The sequence below is a fragment of the Pseudomonas sp. SWRI111 genome (assembly GCF_014268555.1).
In the GTDB taxonomy this organism is placed as follows: domain Bacteria; phylum Pseudomonadota; class Gammaproteobacteria; order Pseudomonadales; family Pseudomonadaceae; genus Aquipseudomonas; species Aquipseudomonas hamedanensis.
The window spans coordinates 271,652-288,264 of sequence record NZ_JABWQQ010000003.1; the positions used below are offsets into that span (position 1 = coordinate 271,652).

Genomic DNA, 16,613 nt, shown 5'->3' on the forward strand with positions numbered 1-16,613 from the left:
ACGGATAACCGGGCCCACCCGGAGACACGCCTGATGAGCGAGCTTTTTTACAACGCTGTGCCGAACGCGACTCGCGTGGCACCGCCACTGCCCGAACCTCGGCAATACCCCAGCGAGAAACCGTCGCGGGTCTATCTGTTCGGCACGTGTGTGGTCGACCTGTTCTACCCCGAAGCCGGGATGGACGCGATCCGTCTGCTGGAGCGTGAAGGGATTCGGGTCGAGTACCCGCAAGGGCAGAGTTGCTGCGGGCAACCGGCCTACACCTCGGGTTACACCGAGCAGGCGCGGACGGTGGCGCGCTCGCAACTGGCGCTGTTCGCCGGGGATTATCCGGTGGTGGTGCCTTCGGGTTCCTGCGCCGGCATGCTGCGCGAACATTACGCCGACTTGTTCAAGGACGAGCCGCAAACGTTGAAACAGGTGCAGGCTCTCGCAGCGCGCACTTATGAACTGGCCGAATTTCTGCTGTTCGTCTGCAAGGTGCAGCTCAAGGACAGCGGCGAACCGGTGAAAGTCGCGCTGCACACCTCGTGTTCGGCGCGCCGCGAAATGAACACCCACCTGCACGGCCGCGAGTTGTTGGCGCAGTTAAGCAACGTGGAGCGGGTCAACCACGATCACGAAAGCGAATGCTGTGGCTTCGGTGGGACATTCAGTGTCCGTATGCCAGACATTTCCGGCGCGATGGTGGCTGACAAGACCCGAGCGTTGAAGGAATCCGGCGCGCACAAGGTACTAAGCGCCGACTGCGGCTGTTTGATGAACATCAACGGCGCACTGGAGAAACAGCAGGAAGCGTTGCGCGGCCAACACCTGGCGAGCTTCCTCTGGCAGCGAACCGGAGGTGCGCAATGAGCACCTCAGCGATAATTCCTACGGTCGCCGTAGAAGAAGATTTTCGCACCCGGGCACACAATGCCCTGGGCGATGCGCAGTTGCGGAACAACTTCCGCACGGCCATGGATTCACTGATGACCAAGCGGGCAGCGGCTTTCAGCGATGCCCACGAAAGAGAACACTTGCGCGCACTGGGCAATTCGATCAAGGCCCGCGCGCTGTCCAGGTTGCCCGACTTACTTGAGCAACTGGAACAGAACCTGACCCGCAACGGTGTGACAGTGCACTGGGCGGAAACGGTGGACGAGGCCAATGGCATCGTCTTATCGATCATCCGCGCTCACGAGGCGCGGCAAGTGATCAAGGGCAAATCGATGGTCAGCGAAGAGATGGAGATGAACCATTTCCTCGAGGCTCGGGACATTGAATGTCTGGAGTCCGACATGGGGGAGTACATCGTCCAGCTCGACCACGAGAAGCCTTCACACATCATTATGCCGGCGATCCACAAGAATGCCGGTCAGGTCGCGTCCTTGTTCCACGACAAACTTGGCGTGGAATACACCAAGGACGTTGACCAACTCATTCAGATCGGTCGCAGGGTCCTGCGGCAGAAATTCTTCGAAGCGGACATTGGCGTCTCCGGCGTCAACTTCGCCGTGGCCGAAACCGGCACCCTGCTGCTGGTGGAAAACGAAGGCAACGGGCGCATGACCACCACCGTGCCCCCCGTGCACATCGCCGTCACCGGCATCGAAAAAGTCGTGGAAAACCTTCGCGATGTCGTGCCGCTGCTGTCACTGCTGACGCGCTCGGCGCTGGGCATTCCGATCACCACTTACGTCAACATGATCTCCGGACCGCGCAAGGAGCATGAACTCGACGGCCCGCGAGAAGTGCATCTGGTGCTGCTCGACAACGGTCGCAGCCAGGCCTTCGCCGACAGCGAATTGCGCCAGACCCTCAATTGCATCCGCTGCGGCGCCTGCATGAATCATTGCCCGGTCTACACCCGCGTCGGTGGTCACACCTACGGCGAGGTCTATCCAGGTCCGATCGGCAAAATCATCACCCCGCACATGGTCGGCCTCGCGAAAGTGCCAGATCACCCGAGCGCATCCTCGCTGTGCGGTGCATGCGGTGAAGTCTGCCCGGTAAAAATTCCGATCCCGGCCATCCTGCGGCGTCTGCGCGAAGAAAACGTCAAAGCCCCGGACTCGCCTCACCAGGTCATGCGCGGTCAAGGCAGCAAGTATTCGCGCAAGGAACGTTTTATCTGGAACGCCTGGGCGAAGCTCAATAGCTCGCCGACGCTGTACCGACTGTTCATTTTTTTCGCCACCCGCCTGCGCGCACTGACGCCGAAAAACGTCGGTCCCTGGACGCAGAACCACAGCGCACCAAAACCCGCCGCGCGTTCATTGCATGACATGGCCCGCGAGCATCAGGCCAAACAGGGAGATCGCTGATGAGCGCCAAGCAAAATATCCTCGGCAAACTGCGAAAAAGTCTGACGGGCACCACACCGATCGCTGACGACTTCGATGTCGATCTGGTGACGCAGCCTTATACCTACAGTCCCGAGCAACGCATCCCGCAACTGCGCAAACTGATGGAAGCGGTGCACACCGAAATCCACCTGACCTCAGGTGCCGAGTGGCCAGCGCTGCTTGCGCAACTGCTGCGTGACCGCCAATTGCCGAGCCTGCTGATCGCACCGACCACGCCGCATGGGCAACGCATCACACAGCACTGGGCGAATAATCCTGATCTCCCGGCACTGAAATCCTACGACCGGCCGATGGAAGAGTGGAAAGCCGAGCTGTTCAACGACACCCCGGCCAGCCTCACCGGCACCCTCGGTGCGATCGCCGCCACCGGCAGCCTCATCATCTGGCCCACCCGCGAAGAACCGCGCTTGATGAGCCTGGTGCCACCCATCCATTTCGCCCTGCTCAAGGCCAGCGAGATCCGCGACAACTTCTATCAGGTGCAGCAAGAGTTCGAATGGGCGCAAGGCATGCCGACCAACGCGCTGCTGGTCTCCGGCCCGTCGAAAACCGCCGATATTGAGCAGGTCCTCGCGTACGGCGCGCATGGCCCGAAAGACCTTGTGGTGCTGATTCTGGAGGATCAATGAGTCTTCCTGCCGCTTTCCTGCGTGACGCCGAGCAACTGATTCCGGCGGACCGCCGCTTTGACGATCCGCTGTCGACTCTGGCCTTTGGCACCGATGCGAGTTTCTATCGGCTGATCCCGAAACTGGTGATCCGCGTCGAATCCGAAGACGAAGTGGTGGCGCTGCTGCAACTGGCCCAGCGCGACAACGTGCCGGTGACCTTCCGCGCCGCCGGCACCAGCCTGTCCGGGCAGGCGATCAGCGATTCTGTGTTGATTGTGCTTGGGGATAACTGGAACGCGCGGGAGATTCGCGGCCAGGGCACGCAGATCCGCCTGCAACCCGGAGTGATCGGCGCGCAAGCCAACGCCTGGCTCGCGCCGTTCGGGCGCAAGATCGGTCCCGATCCGGCGTCGATCAATGCCTGCAAGATCGGCGGCATTGTCGCCAACAACGCCAGCGGCATGTGCTGCGGCACCGCACAGAATACCTATCACACGCTGGCCGGGATTCGTCTGGTGCTGGCTGACGGCACGCGTCTGGATACCGAAGACGCTGCCAGCGTTGCGGCGTTTCGTTCGAGCCACGGCGATCTGCTCGAACGCCTGGCGACATTGGGCCGCGAGACCCGCGCCAATGCCGAACTGGCCGCGCGAATCCGCCACAAATACCGTCTGAAAAATACCACCGGCCTGTCGCTCAATGCCCTGGTGGATTTCGACGAGCCTGTGGATATCTTGAGCCACCTGCTGGTCGGCTCCGAAGGCACGCTCGGTTTTATAAGCGCGGTGACCTACGACACCGTGATCGACCACCCGAACAAGGCCTCGGCGCTGATCGTGTTTCCGGATGTGGAAACGTGCTGCAACGCGGTTACCGTGCTGAAAAGCCAACCGGTGTCCGCGGTCGAGTTGCTGGACCGACGCAGCCTGCGTTCGGTACAGCACAAAAAAGGCATGCCCGCTTTCGTACAACTGCTGTCGGAAAATGCCTGCGCACTGCTGATTGAATCCCGCGCGGCTTCGTCTACTTTGCTGCAGGAACAATTGGCGCAGATCATGGCGTCCCTGCGCAATTTCCCCGTAGAGAAACAAGTCGATTTCACCGAAGATCCGGTGGAAAACGCCCGCCTCTGGGCCATCCGCAAAGACACCTTCCCTGCCGTCGGCGCCGTGCGCAAAACCGGCACAACAGTCATCATCGAAGACGTGACCTTCCCGGTCGAGCAACTGGCCATCGGCGTCAACCGCCTGATAGAGCTGTTCGAAAAACACGCCTACGACGAAGCGATCCTTTTCGGTCACGCACTGGAAGGCAATCTGCACTTCGTCTTCACCCAAGGCTTCAACAACCCGGAAGAAGTCGCACGCTATCAAGCGTTCATGGACGACGTCGCACAACTCGTCGCAGTTGAATTCGGCGGTTCGCTGAAAGCCGAACACGGCACCGGACGCAACATGGCGCCGTTCGTCGAACTGGAATGGGGCAGCGATGCCTATCAGTTGATGTGGCAGCTCAAACGCCTGCTCGACCCGAACGGCATCCTCAATCCGGACGTGGTACTCAGTGAAGATCCGCAGATCCACCTCAAGCACCTGAAACCGCTGCCGGCGGCCGACGAGATTGTGGATAAGTGCATCGAGTGCGGTTTCTGCGAGCCGGTCTGCCCGTCGAAAGGCCTGACCCTGAGCCCGCGCCAGCGCATCGTGATCTGGCGCGATATCCAGGCGAAAAAACGCGCAGGCGTCGACACCACCGACCTGGAAAAAGCCTACGACTACCAAGGCATCGACACCTGCGCCGCGACCGGTCTCTGTGCGCAACGCTGCCCTGTAGGCATCAACACCGGCGAACTGGTGAAAAAGCTCCGTGGCCGACACGCCACGCATCAGAAAACCGCTGACTGGATTGAAGGAAATTTCGCCAAAACCCTGCAAGGCGCGCGCTTCACTCTGCACGTCGCCAACGGCGCACGAATGATGCTCGGTGCGCCGCGTCTGGCAAAGCTGTCGGCAACGCTTACGCGCTTGTCCAAAGGCCAGGTGCCGTTGTGGACCAACGCCACGCCGCAACCGGAAAAAGCCATTCGCTTCAGCCCGAGCGTGGCGGACGAGCGTCCGCGAGTAGTTTATCTGGCCGCTTGTGTGTCGCGCGTCATGGGCCCGGCGGCGGGCGACAAAGAGCAAATGTCGCTGTACGACAAAACCCGTGGCCTGCTGGAAAAGGGCGGCTACCAAGTAGTCTTTCCCGACAATCAAGACAATCTCTGCTGCGGTCAGCCCTTCGCCTCGAAAGGCTACGCCGAACAAGCCGAGCACAAGCGCCAGGAACTGATCAGCGCCCTGCTCCACGCCAGTCGCGGCGGCCTGGATCCGATCTATTGCGACACCAGCCCGTGTACGTTACGGCTGGTTCAGGACATCGGCGAAACGCGACTGGATCTGTACGATCCGGTGCGTTTCATTCGTACGCATCTGATGCATCGCCTCGATTTCACACCGCAGGACGCGCCGATTGCCGTGCACGTAACGTGCAGCACGCAGCATCTTGGCGAAAGCCAGGCGCTGATCGATCTGGCGCGCAAATGCAGCAAAACCGTGGTGATTCCCGAGGGCATTCACTGCTGCGGATTTGCCGGCGACAAGGGCTTCACCACACCGGAACTCAACGGTCATTCGTTGCGTACACTCAAGGGCGCGGTGCAGCATTGCAGCGAAGGCATTTCCACCAGCCGCACGTGCGAAATCGGCCTGACGCAACACGGCGGGATTGACTATCACGGGCTGGTTTATCTGGTGGATCGGGTGACACAGGCGAGAACCGCCTGAAGAAAAATAGAACCCTTGAGCGAGGCGGTAGTCCACAGAGTAAGCCCCGACAAATCGGGGCTTTTCCTCCATTCGGTGGCTCGCCCTGCGGTCAGCGAAGCCTGGATCCCTCAGTTCAAGGAGATACATATGAAGCGTTCTGTACTGTTAGGTCTGTTCGTTACTGCCTCGATGATGGCCTCCACTTCGTTCGCCGCTGACAAGCCTGCTGACTTGTGTGATGCCAACATTCAGACGATCAACAATTCCAAGGCGCAGTTGGCGTCTAAACCAGAGCTGGTTCAGCGCGCTGAAACCAGCGTGGCCAGAGCCCAGTCGCTCAAAGCCGAAGGCAAAATCGACGACTGCGTTGCGGAAACCTCGCAACTCATCGTGGAAATGCGCAAAGCCACCGGTACCAACAATTGATCAACGCGGGGCCAACCTGCGGGTTGGCCTTGCGGGCTGATTGGCGTACACTGTGCAGGCTTGTTGCTCAAACAGCTGTACTGAGCAATGAGTTCGGGGCCGTTTAGGATTCGACGCCGGTTGCGAAACTTTAGGTGCATGCCGAGTTGGTAACAGAACTCGTAAATCCACTGTTGCAACTTCTTATAGTTGCCAATGACGAAACCTACGGGGAATACGCTCTCGCTGCGTAAGCAGCCTTAGCCTTCCCTTCTGGTACCTTCGGGTCCAGCAATCATCAGGGGATGTCTGTAAACCCAAAATGATTGTCATATAGAACAGAATCGCCGTGCAGTACGTTGTGGACGAAGCGGCTAAAACTTACACAACTCGCCCAAAGCACCCTGCCCGTCGGGTCGCTGAGGGTTAACTTAATAGACACGGCTACGCATGTAGTACCGACAGCGGAGTACTGGCGGACGGGGGTTCAAATCCCCCCGGCTCCACCAACTCGATGAAAGAAGACGCCTTAGGGCGTCTTTTTTTTGGCTGGGATTCGGTGAACATTGGTATTTCCGAGCAAATTAGCACCACTAGCTCCATAGCGTTCATCGAATAAGCTCATTTTATGACCCGGCGAGCGCAGACCTCACCCAAGCGCTGGACAGACATCCACTTTGATAAGGTGTTTTAAAAGTTGAGACGTCAAGCCATCCACTCGTGTTAAGGCTAACGCTGGGATTTTTTGAGTCGCTATTGATGGCACCACGCAGTACATTTGCAGCACCAAAACTGCAGGCCTGAGTCTGAAGCGCCCCAAGGACGAAAGCCTGTCCGTACCTCTAGAGACATCAAGCAGCTGCTGCGAATTGCAGCGGAAAGAGAGCGGCGTTCGATTGCCTCGATGATAGAGGCATTAATCCTGAAATATGCTCAGGAGCAGGGTCTGCAGACAGAAGCGCTGTCAGTGGAAGAGACGAACAAAAGGTAAGGGAAACGATGGAGCTCATTGACAATATCACAAGGCTGTTGGGTGACGATCTCAAAGCGACGCTAAAACCCGGTTCCCGCCTGAGTATCGCAGCGTCTTGTTTTTCGATGTATGCATTCGAAGCGCTGAAAGCTGAGTTGGAAAAGATCGACGAGCTGAACTTCATCTTCACCTCACCGACCTTCGTTGCCAGCGAGGTTGCCGACAAGGTCCGCAAAGAGCGAAAGGAATTCCACATTCCTAAGCTGGATCGTGAGCGCAGCCTTTACGGTAGCGAATTCGAAATTCAGTTGCGAAACAAGCTAACCCAGCGAGCGGTGGCCAAAGAGTGCGCAGAATGGATGCGGCGCAAGGCGACCTTCAAGTCCAACCGCAGCAAGGCCCCGATGCAGCAGTTCGCCTGCGTGCAATCTGCTGAAGCGGACATCTCTTACATGCCATTATATGGCTTTACGGCCGTCGATCTCGGTTACCAGCAAGGCAATGCTGTTTCCAACCTCGTCAACAAAATGGATGAGCCAACCTTCACGGCAACTTACCTAAGCCTGTTCAATCAGATCTGGAGCGACCCGGAAAAACTGGAAGACGTCACCATGCAGATCTGCGGGCACATTGCGGCTGTCTACCAGGAGAACTCGCCCGAGAGCGTCTATTTTCTGATGCTTTACAACATCTTCAACGAGTTTCTGGACGACATCGATGAGGACGTTTTACCCAACGACCGTACAGGCTACCAGGACACGCTCATCTGGAAGAAGCTTTTCAACTACCAGAAGGATGCGGCCACCGGGATCATCAACAAGCTAGAAACCTATAGCGGCTGCATCCTGGCGGACAGCGTTGGCTTGGGGAAAACCTTCACAGCGCTAGCCGTCGTCAAGTATTACGAACTGCGCAACAAGTCGGTGCTAGTGCTCTGCCCCAAAAAGCTGGCGGACAACTGGCTCAACTACAACCGTAACCTCAAGACCAACATCTTTGCGCGTGACCGATTCAGCTACGACGTGTTGTGTCATACCGATCTCACTCGCACCAGTGGCGAGTCGTTTGGCACTCCGCTCAACCGCATCAACTGGGGTAACTACGACCTTGTCGTCATCGATGAATCGCACAACTTCCGCAACAACGATGCCTTCAAGGATAAGGAGACCCGGTACCAAAAGCTGATGAACAAAGTCATCAAGGAGGGAGTGAAAACCAAGGTGCTGATGCTTTCAGCTACCCCAGTGAACAACCGTTTCAATGACTTGCGCAACCAGCTCGCCCTAGCCTACGAAGGCGACTCCGAAAACCTAAGCAAGAAACTGCGTACTGGCAAAACTGTCGAGGAAATTTTCCGTGGTGCGCAGGCCAGTTTTAACGCTTGGTCAAAACTTCCGCCCGAGGAACGCACCGCGCGTGCCATCTTGGACTCGCTCGACTTCGATTTCTTCGAGTTGCTCGATAGCGTCACGATCGCACGCTCGCGCAAACACATTCAGACCTTCTACGACACCACGGATATCGGGCAATTCCCTGAGCGACGCAAGCCTTTGTCGTTTCGTAGCCCACTGGTTGTAGATGCTGAGCAACGAGCGGATGTAATGAGCTTCAACGAGATTTTCGAGCAGCTGTCTCTGCTCAAGCTCGCCGTATATGCCCCTATCAGCTACATCTTGCCTAGCCGATTGGCGAAGTATGAAGAGATGTACGACACGCAGGTTGAAGGCGGTCGAGGCAAGCTGCGTCAGGTAGACCGGGAAAAAAGCCTGGTTGCACTGATGACAACGAATTTGCTGAAGCGCCTTGAAAGCTCTGTTTATGCATTCCGCAGCACACTTAACGCTTTGAAAGAAAACCACCAGCGCGTTCTCGGCCTGATTAAGGAGTTCGAGAGTCGGGGCGGAGTTACAGAAGTCGCCAGCCTTACGGAAGCCATGGACTCAATTGACGCTGAAGAAGACGGCATCCCTTCGTTTCATGACTTGGAAATCGGCAACACTATTCGGATAAAGCTGGCAGATATGGATCTGCCTTCTTGGGAGCATGAGCTCCAGGTTGACTTGGAAATCATCGCCGCTTTACTGGCCTCGATGAGCAAAATCACGCCAGCCGAAGACGCCAAGTTACAGCACCTGAAATCGCTAGTGCTCGACAAGATTGCCAATCCCATTAATCCGGGCAATAAAAAAGTACTGATTTTCACGGCTTTCGCTGATACGGCCAATTACCTCTATGACAATCTGGCTACTGAGCTGCTCGCCAATCAGAACCTGCATACAGCGAAGGTCACTGGTAGTAGCGCGCCTCAGTCGACGCTAAAAAACACAGCTCAAAAGAAAAGCTACGACTTCCAAGAGCTGCTTACCCTCTTCTCGCCACGATCCAAAGAAAAAGCCATCGTGCTGCCCAACGAACTGGCAGAGATTGACTTGCTGATCGGCACCGACTGCATCTCAGAGGGCCAGAACCTGCAGGACTGCGATTACCTCATCAACTACGACATCCACTGGAACCCCGTGCGCATCATCCAGCGCTTTGGCCGGGTGGATCGGATTGGATCGCCTAACAGCAGCATCCAACTGGTCAATTACTGGCCCGACATCTCGCTCGACGAGTACATCAACCTCAAGGAGCGTGTCGAGAGCCGGATGATGATTGCCGACGTCACTGCCACGGGTGACGACAATGTGCTCAGCGCCCAAGCCAACGACGTGTCCTACCGCAAGGAGCAGTTGCGCCGCTTACAAGACGAAGTCATCGAACTGGAAGACCTAAAAACGGGCGTTTCGATCACAGATCTCGGGCTCAATGACTTCCGAATGGACTTGCTCAACTATGTCAAAGCCAATGGCGACTTGAGCAACGTACCGAGCGGCATGCACGCCGCTGTATCAGCCAAACCTGAGCTTGGCCTGCGTCCAGGCGTGATCTTTACACTGCGGAACCGCAACTCGAGCGTCAGCGTTAGCCAACATAACCGTCTGCATCCGTATTACCTCGTCTACATCAGCCGTGAGGGTGAGGTCATTCATGATCACACCGAGGTCAAACGCCTGCTCGATCTGGTGCGCAGTTGCTGCAAGGGCCAAGCGCAGCCCATTCCGGAGGCTTGCAGTCTGTTTAACAAGGAAACTGCTGACGGGCGGCAGATGCAGGTGTATTCCGACCTGCTTGGCAAGACCATTCGCTCGATGATCGAGGTGAAGGAGGAAAAGGATCTGGACAGCCTGTTCAGCGGCGGCAAAACCACTGCGCTGGTCAACACCATTGCCGGTCTGGACGACTTCGAACTCATCACCTTCTTGGTAATTCAGGAAGCCGGATGAGTCATATGTCGCCAATGGAGTCGAACTCCGCGTTCATCAGCTACCCGAAGCAGGCCGCTTTTGGCCGCAACCTACCAAAGAACAAGATCTACGAACACAGCGGAGCCAACACACGGCTGAAAGACTTGTTCGTCGAGCAAGTGGAACAAATCGTCTGGCAATACAAGCTGGCACCGGAAACGATCAACCTGCCCGCTAGACCCAATGTGCCGGAGCTTCAGATCTTCGCCATCCTGCTCAAGACGTCGGAGCTAAATTTGGATGTGTTGCGCTGCATAGATGATGCGGTGCAGTTCCCCATCATCTTCGAGCTGAGCTTTGACGGACGAACGCAGGTAGTCGCCGCATTCAAGCGCCCGAACGAATCAGACGCGAGCCGTTGGGTGTTGAGCGATTACTTTGCGACGGCTTGGGTGCCGAGCGATGTGGACCGCACCGTCATGCCATTGGCGCTCGATTTGGGTGGCTTGTATGAACAGTTACTTCACCGCTTGATTCCAACACCTGCACGCCAGAAAGAAGGCCTTGGTGACTTGGTCGCTCGTGTCGAACTGGTTTCGGCGAAGCAGCGTGAGATCGAGAAGGTCGCCAGCAAGCTTGCCAAAGAAAAACAATTCAACCGCAAGGTGGAGATCAACGCGCTCTTGCGGCAGCTTAAAAACGAACTTGAACAATTGAGCCACTGAGCTTCTTTCACGGAAGCACGGCAGCTAGAGGAAAAATCATGGAAAAATTGAAAATGCACTCACCCAATCTTACGCAGGAAAACGTCGCCCGTATCCGCGAGTTGTTCCCGAATTGTGTTACCGAAGCCAAGGGTGAGGACGGCAATGTGAGACTGGCGGTGGACTTTGACCAACTCCGCCAGGAGCTTACTGAGACGATTGTCGAGGGACCTCAAGAACGTTATCACTTGAACTGGCCAGGAAAGCGTGAGGCGCTGTTGGCCGCAAATGCGCCGATTGCCAAAACGCTGCGGCCTTGCCGCGAGGAAAGCGTGGAGTTCGATGCCACCAAGAACATCTTTATTGAAGGTGACAACCTTGATGCCTTGAGGCTGTTGCAGGAGAACTACCTCGGCAAGGTCAAGATGATCTACATCGACCCGCCGTACAACACAGGGAACGATTTCATCTACGAGGATGACTTTTCTGAAGACGCTTACGATTACTTGCGCCGTTCAAATCAAAAGGATGAAGAAGGCAATAGGCTGGTAGCCAACACGGCAGCCAATGGCCGATTCCATTCCGATTGGTTAACCATGATGTACTCCCGAATTCGACTTGCGAACCGGTTGCTTACTGACGATGGTGTCCTTTTTGTGAGTATTGACGACAACGAAACTCACAACCTTATTTCGATCTGCTCAGAAATCTTTGGGTCTGAAAATTTTGTGGCGCAACTCGCTGTGCAGTTGAATCCAAGAGGAAGGCATCTTGATCGCTTCGTTGCAAAAACGCATGAAGCAATTCTCGTATTTGTCAAAGATGGTCTGAACGTCGCATCGATTCAAGGCCTCGAAAAAGAAGGGCGAATGGTTGAGGAATACAACAAGAAAGATGACAAAGGCCCTTATCGACTACTTGGGTTGCGAAACCGAAATCAAGCGTTCAACCCAACAACGCGTCCAAAACTCTATTATCCGCTGTACGTCGATAACACAACAGGCGCAGTTTCCCTCGTTAGGAATGACGCCCATCAAGCTGAAGTCTGGCCTGACGCGCCTAACGGAGTAAAGACATGCTGGACATGGGGTAAAGATAAGGTCAAAAAAGAGGGGGCTCTTCTTTGCGCAGAACGGACTGGTGACGAATGGCGCATTTACCGAAAAGACTACTTGCACAGCGAGGGCGGCGATGTCGCAAAGACCCTGGTGAAGTCGCTCTGGACAGACAAGGAAATAACAAACGACTACGGCAGAAAAGCAATTAAGGATCTTTTCGGCGCATCTGTCATGGATTTCCCGAAATCCCCCGAACTCATGGCGAAGCTTGTTCGCATTGGAAGTCATTCAAACTCAATAGTCATGGACTTCTTCTCTGGATCGGCATCTACCGCTGAAGCGGTTATGGCGGTCAATGCCGACGATGGAGGAAATAGAAGATTCATCATGATTCAGCTACCGGAGCAAGTAAGCGCTGATTCTTCTGCTTCAAACGCGGGTTTGCTTTCGATAGCAGATATAGGAAAAGAGCGCATACGCCGTGCTGGGAAGAAGATCCTTGAACGCGAAGTAAATGACGCATGGGACCAAGACATCGGGTTCAGAACTCTCAAGATCGACACGTCCAACATGGCCGACATCTACTACGTGCCCGATTTACTGGACAAAGCCAATTTCGACTTGTTTGTTGACAACATTAAGCCCGACCGCACTCCAGAAGATCTGCTGTTTCAAGTTATGCTGGACTGGGGCGTCGATCTGGCCCTACCCATTACTAATCAGTCCATTCAAGGTAAAGACGTGTTTTTTGTCGATGGCAATGTGCTTGCCGCCTGCTTCGACGCTAGCGGCAGCATCGACGAAGCCTTTGTAAAGGAACTGGCCAAGCAGCAGCCCCTTCGTGTGGTGTTCCGCGATGCAGGCTATAGGGACAGCTCGGTCAAGATCAACGTCGAGCAGATTTTTAAGCTCTTGTCGCCCGCCACTGAAGTCAAATGCATTTGAGGGACGAGCAATGAAACTCAAATTCAAGACACAGGCCTATCAGACGGCAGCGGTGCAAGCTGTGGTTGACTGCTTCAAGGGGCAACCACTTGTATCAGCGGAGGCTATCAGCTATCGCATCGACCCGGGCAAGGCCAAGAAAGGAATTGAGGACCTGTTTGCAGAGGGCGGATTCAAGAACGCCGATCTGAAGCTGACTGACCTTGCCGTGCTGGAAAACATCACCCGGGTGCAGCATCAGCAAAACCTGCCGCAGTCCACCGAGTTGGTGAAGACCAGGGTCAGCAAGATCAACCTCGACATCGAGATGGAAACCGGCACCGGCAAGACCTACTGCTACATCAAGACCATATTCGAGCTTAATAAACAGTTTGGCTGGAGCAAATTCATCATCGTGGTGCCCAGCATTGCGATCCGTGAAGGCGTGGCCAAGTCACTCGAGATCACCGCAGAGCATTTCTTGGAGACGTACCACAAGAAGGCGCGTTTCTTCATCTATAACTCCAAGCAGTTACACCATCTGGAGAGCTTTTCGTCGGATGCGGGGATCAACGTGATGGTGATTAACGTGCAGGCGTTTGCTGCCCGTGGCGCTGACAATCGGCGCATCTATGACGAGCTCGATGATTTCCAGTCGCGCCGCCCGATTGATGTGATCAGCGCCAATCGACCGATTTTGATTCTGGACGAGCCACAAAAAATGGAGGGTGCGGCAACCCTGAAGTCCTTGGAGGAATTCAAGGCGCTGATGGTGCTGCGCTATTCGGCCACTCACAAGACCACAAACAACAGGATCCATCGGCTGGACGCGTTGGATGCCTACAATCAGAAGCTGGTGAAGAAAATCTCAGTACGCGGCATCTCAGTGAAGGGGCTGGCGGGCTCCAATGCCTATCTGTACCTGCAATCCATCGATATTTCGAGCAAGGCACCTGTGGCCCGTGTTGAGTTCGAGCAGAAGCTGAAAAGCGGCGAGATCAAGCGTTTAGTGCGCAAGCTCTCCAAGGGCGACAACCTATTCTCTGAAGGTTTTTCAAACGAGCTGGATCAGTACCGTGGCTATGTGGTCGCGGACATCAATGCCAACACGGATACCCTGAGTTTTACGAACGGCGTTGAGCTCTTTGTTGGCGAGGCCATTGGGGATGTCAACGAAGAAGCGCTGCGCCGCATCCAGATTCGGGAAGCCATCAAGGCACACTTCGATAAAGAGCTGGCCCTATTCCAACAAGGTATCAAGGTGTTGACCTTATTCTTCATCGATGAGGTGGCCAAGTACCGCGATTACTCGACAGCGGACGAGAAAGGCAACTACGCACGTATCTTTGAAGAGGAGTACCGCCAGTACCTGAATGAGGTGCTGGATCTGGATGAAACGCCGTATATCAAGTACCTGAAGGGTATTGATGCAGGCAGGACGCACAGCGGCTACTTCTCCATCGACAGAAAGACCAAGCGGCTGGCCGATCCAAATGTGGAGAAACGCGGAGAAAACGCAGGGCTGTCCAATGATGTGGACGCCTACGACCTGATCCTAAAGGACAAGGAGCGCTTGCTGTCACTCGACGAGCCGGTGCGTTTTATCTTTTCGCACTCAGCTTTGCGTGAAGGGTGGGATAACCCTAACGTGTTCGTTATTTGTGCGCTCAAGCACAGCGACAACACCATCTCGCGACGGCAGGAGGTAGGTCGTGGATTACGCTTGTCCGTTAACCAGAGCGGAGACCGAATGGATCACCCCGCCATCGTCCATGACGTAAACGTGCTAACCGTGGTGGCAAGCGAGAGCTATAAGGACTTCGTATCTGCGCTGCAGAAAGACATCAGCGAGTCTTTGTCAGCGCGTCCTAAGGTCGCTGACGAAGCCTATTTCACTGGTAAGGTACTCAAGACCCCAACTGGCGATATTGAAGTCACGCCGCAATTGGCCAAGCAGATCTACAAATACCTGCTCAAGAACGACTACAGCGACGATGCAGACCGCATTACAGGCTCGTACCACGACGCCAAGAAGGAAGGCACCCTTGCTCCGCTGCCCCCGGAACTGCAGCCTCATGCCGAGCAGGTGTACCAGCTGATCGACAGCGTCTTCAGCGACAGCCAGATGTTCGACATCAGCGACGACCGTCGGCCGAAGAAAAATCCGCTCAACAGCAACTTCGAGAAACAGGAGTTCAAGGAGCTGTGGAATCGGATCAATCGCAAGGCAGCTTACAGTGTTGACTTTGATTCGGTGGAATTGGTCAAGAAAGCGGTCGAGGAGCTGGACAAGAGCCTACGAGTGACGCCCTTGCAGTACACGATTCAGAAAGGTGAGCAGATCGATCAGGTGACATCCGATGCGCTGAAGAGCGGTGATGGTTTTAAGGTTTCTGAAACGACTGTTGAGTACGACAAGCAGTCAATTCATTCAACGGTGAAGTACGACCTCATTGGTAAGGTTGCCGAGGGTACGCAACTGACGCGACGCACGACGGCGGACATCCTTAAAGGCATAAGTGTTGCGATATTTGCGCAGTTTCGTACCAATCCTGAAAGCTTCATCGCCGAAGCAATTCGACTGATCAATGAGCAGAAGGCGACGATGATCATTCAGCACTTGGCCTACGACCCCGTTGAAGACAAGTTTGATTTGGACATCTTCACCTCTGGCCAGACCAAACAGGACTTCAGTAAGGCCGGTGACAAGCTCAACCGTCACATCTACGACTACGTAATCACCGACTCCGGCACTGAACGCGATTTTGTCAAAGAGCTGGACACCTGTACCGACGTGGTCGTGTACGCCAAATTACCGCGAGGCTTCCTGATCCCCACGCCGGTTGGCGATTACAACCCTGACTGGGCGATTTCGTTCAAGGAAGGAACAATCAAGCATGTGTACTTTGTGGCTGAAACCAAGGGCTCAATGTCATCAATGGATTTGCGCCCGATTGAGGCTACAAAAATTGAATGCGCACGGAAATTCTTCGACGAGATCAATAGGAAGTATGCCCCCGAGAACGTCAAGTACGATGTGGTGAACAGCTTCGGGAAGCTGATGGAGCTGGTGAAGTAAGCAGGATCAGCGTCAAAACAGATCTAGCTCAAAAAACGATCTGTTGCTTATTGAATATTCATGGCAAAAGAGAGAGTCCTGTATTGAGCCGCTAAAGCTTTGCTCAGACAGGACTTTTTTTATCCAATGCGTTTTCGGACGCTGAGAACCTAACAGACCACGAGCACTACCATCAGTAGTAGTAAGCGCATCATTATGAACATCAGAGCAGCCCCATAAGGGCCACGAAGTGCGGGCTTCGTCGCATCAACCTTTTGGAAAACCGCAGCACCTGACTCCTTGGAGCGGTCATACCCATCCACAACCGTCGCGCCCCCAAGGGTCAGCCAACACAACCCCGAAAAAAACCCCGAAGATAGCCAAACCAAAGCCATCCCTTTACCATCCCGCGGCTGGCTGGATGCCTCGCAGAGA

At 55.1% G+C, this 16,613-nt stretch carries 9 protein-coding genes and 1 other RNA gene; all 10 read left to right on the top strand.

Annotation, left to right across the window (positions count from 1 at the left end):
• Positions 1-33 precede the first annotated feature (33 nt).
• Positions 34-858, top strand: coding sequence for a (Fe-S)-binding protein (locus HU755_RS06755; RefSeq protein ID WP_186630997.1), 825 nt, complete (start codon positions 34-36; stop codon positions 856-858).
• Positions 855-2,309 carry a LutB/LldF family L-lactate oxidation iron-sulfur protein gene (locus tag HU755_RS06760; RefSeq protein WP_186630998.1) on the top strand — a complete coding sequence of 485 codons (1,455 nt, stop codon included), beginning with the start codon at positions 855-857 and terminating at the stop codon, positions 2,307-2,309. The genes HU755_RS06755 and HU755_RS06760 overlap by 4 nt, the downstream gene beginning before the upstream one ends.
• On the top strand, positions 2,309-2,980 hold the full coding sequence (locus HU755_RS06765; protein ID WP_186630999.1) for a lactate utilization protein: 672 nt from the start codon (positions 2,309-2,311) through the stop codon (positions 2,978-2,980). The genes HU755_RS06760 and HU755_RS06765 overlap by 1 nt, the downstream gene beginning before the upstream one ends.
• Positions 2,977-5,787, top strand: a complete 2,811-nt coding sequence (locus HU755_RS06770; protein WP_186631000.1) for an FAD-binding and (Fe-S)-binding domain-containing protein — start codon at positions 2,977-2,979, stop codon at positions 5,785-5,787. The genes HU755_RS06765 and HU755_RS06770 overlap by 4 nt, the downstream gene beginning before the upstream one ends.
• Before the next feature lie 129 nt (positions 5,788-5,916).
• On the top strand, positions 5,917-6,195 hold the full coding sequence (locus HU755_RS06775) for a hypothetical protein (RefSeq protein WP_093104826.1): 279 nt from the start codon (positions 5,917-5,919) through the stop codon (positions 6,193-6,195).
• 95 nt (positions 6,196-6,290) lie between these two features.
• Positions 6,291-6,683, top strand: a transfer-messenger RNA (tmRNA) gene (gene ssrA, locus HU755_RS06780).
• 490 nt (positions 6,684-7,173) lie between these two features.
• A complete protein-coding gene (locus HU755_RS06785; protein ID WP_186631001.1) occupies positions 7,174-10,473 on the top strand; it encodes a helicase-related protein in 3,300 nt (1,099 codons plus the stop codon).
• Positions 10,470-11,159 carry a DUF4391 domain-containing protein gene (locus HU755_RS06790; protein WP_186631002.1) on the top strand — a complete coding sequence of 230 codons (690 nt, stop codon included), beginning with the start codon at positions 10,470-10,472 and terminating at the stop codon, positions 11,157-11,159. The genes HU755_RS06785 and HU755_RS06790 overlap by 4 nt, the downstream gene beginning before the upstream one ends.
• Before the next feature lie 38 nt (positions 11,160-11,197).
• The gene (locus HU755_RS06795; protein ID WP_186631003.1) at positions 11,198-13,141 is read left to right on the top strand and encodes a site-specific DNA-methyltransferase; all 1,944 of its coding nucleotides are present in this window, start codon (positions 11,198-11,200) and stop codon (positions 13,139-13,141) included.
• Between the two features lie 10 nt (positions 13,142-13,151).
• Positions 13,152-16,199: a type III restriction-modification system endonuclease gene (locus HU755_RS06800; protein ID WP_186631004.1), complete on the top strand. Its 3,048-nt coding sequence runs from the start codon at positions 13,152-13,154 to the stop codon at positions 16,197-16,199.
• Positions 16,200-16,613 lie beyond the last annotated feature (414 nt).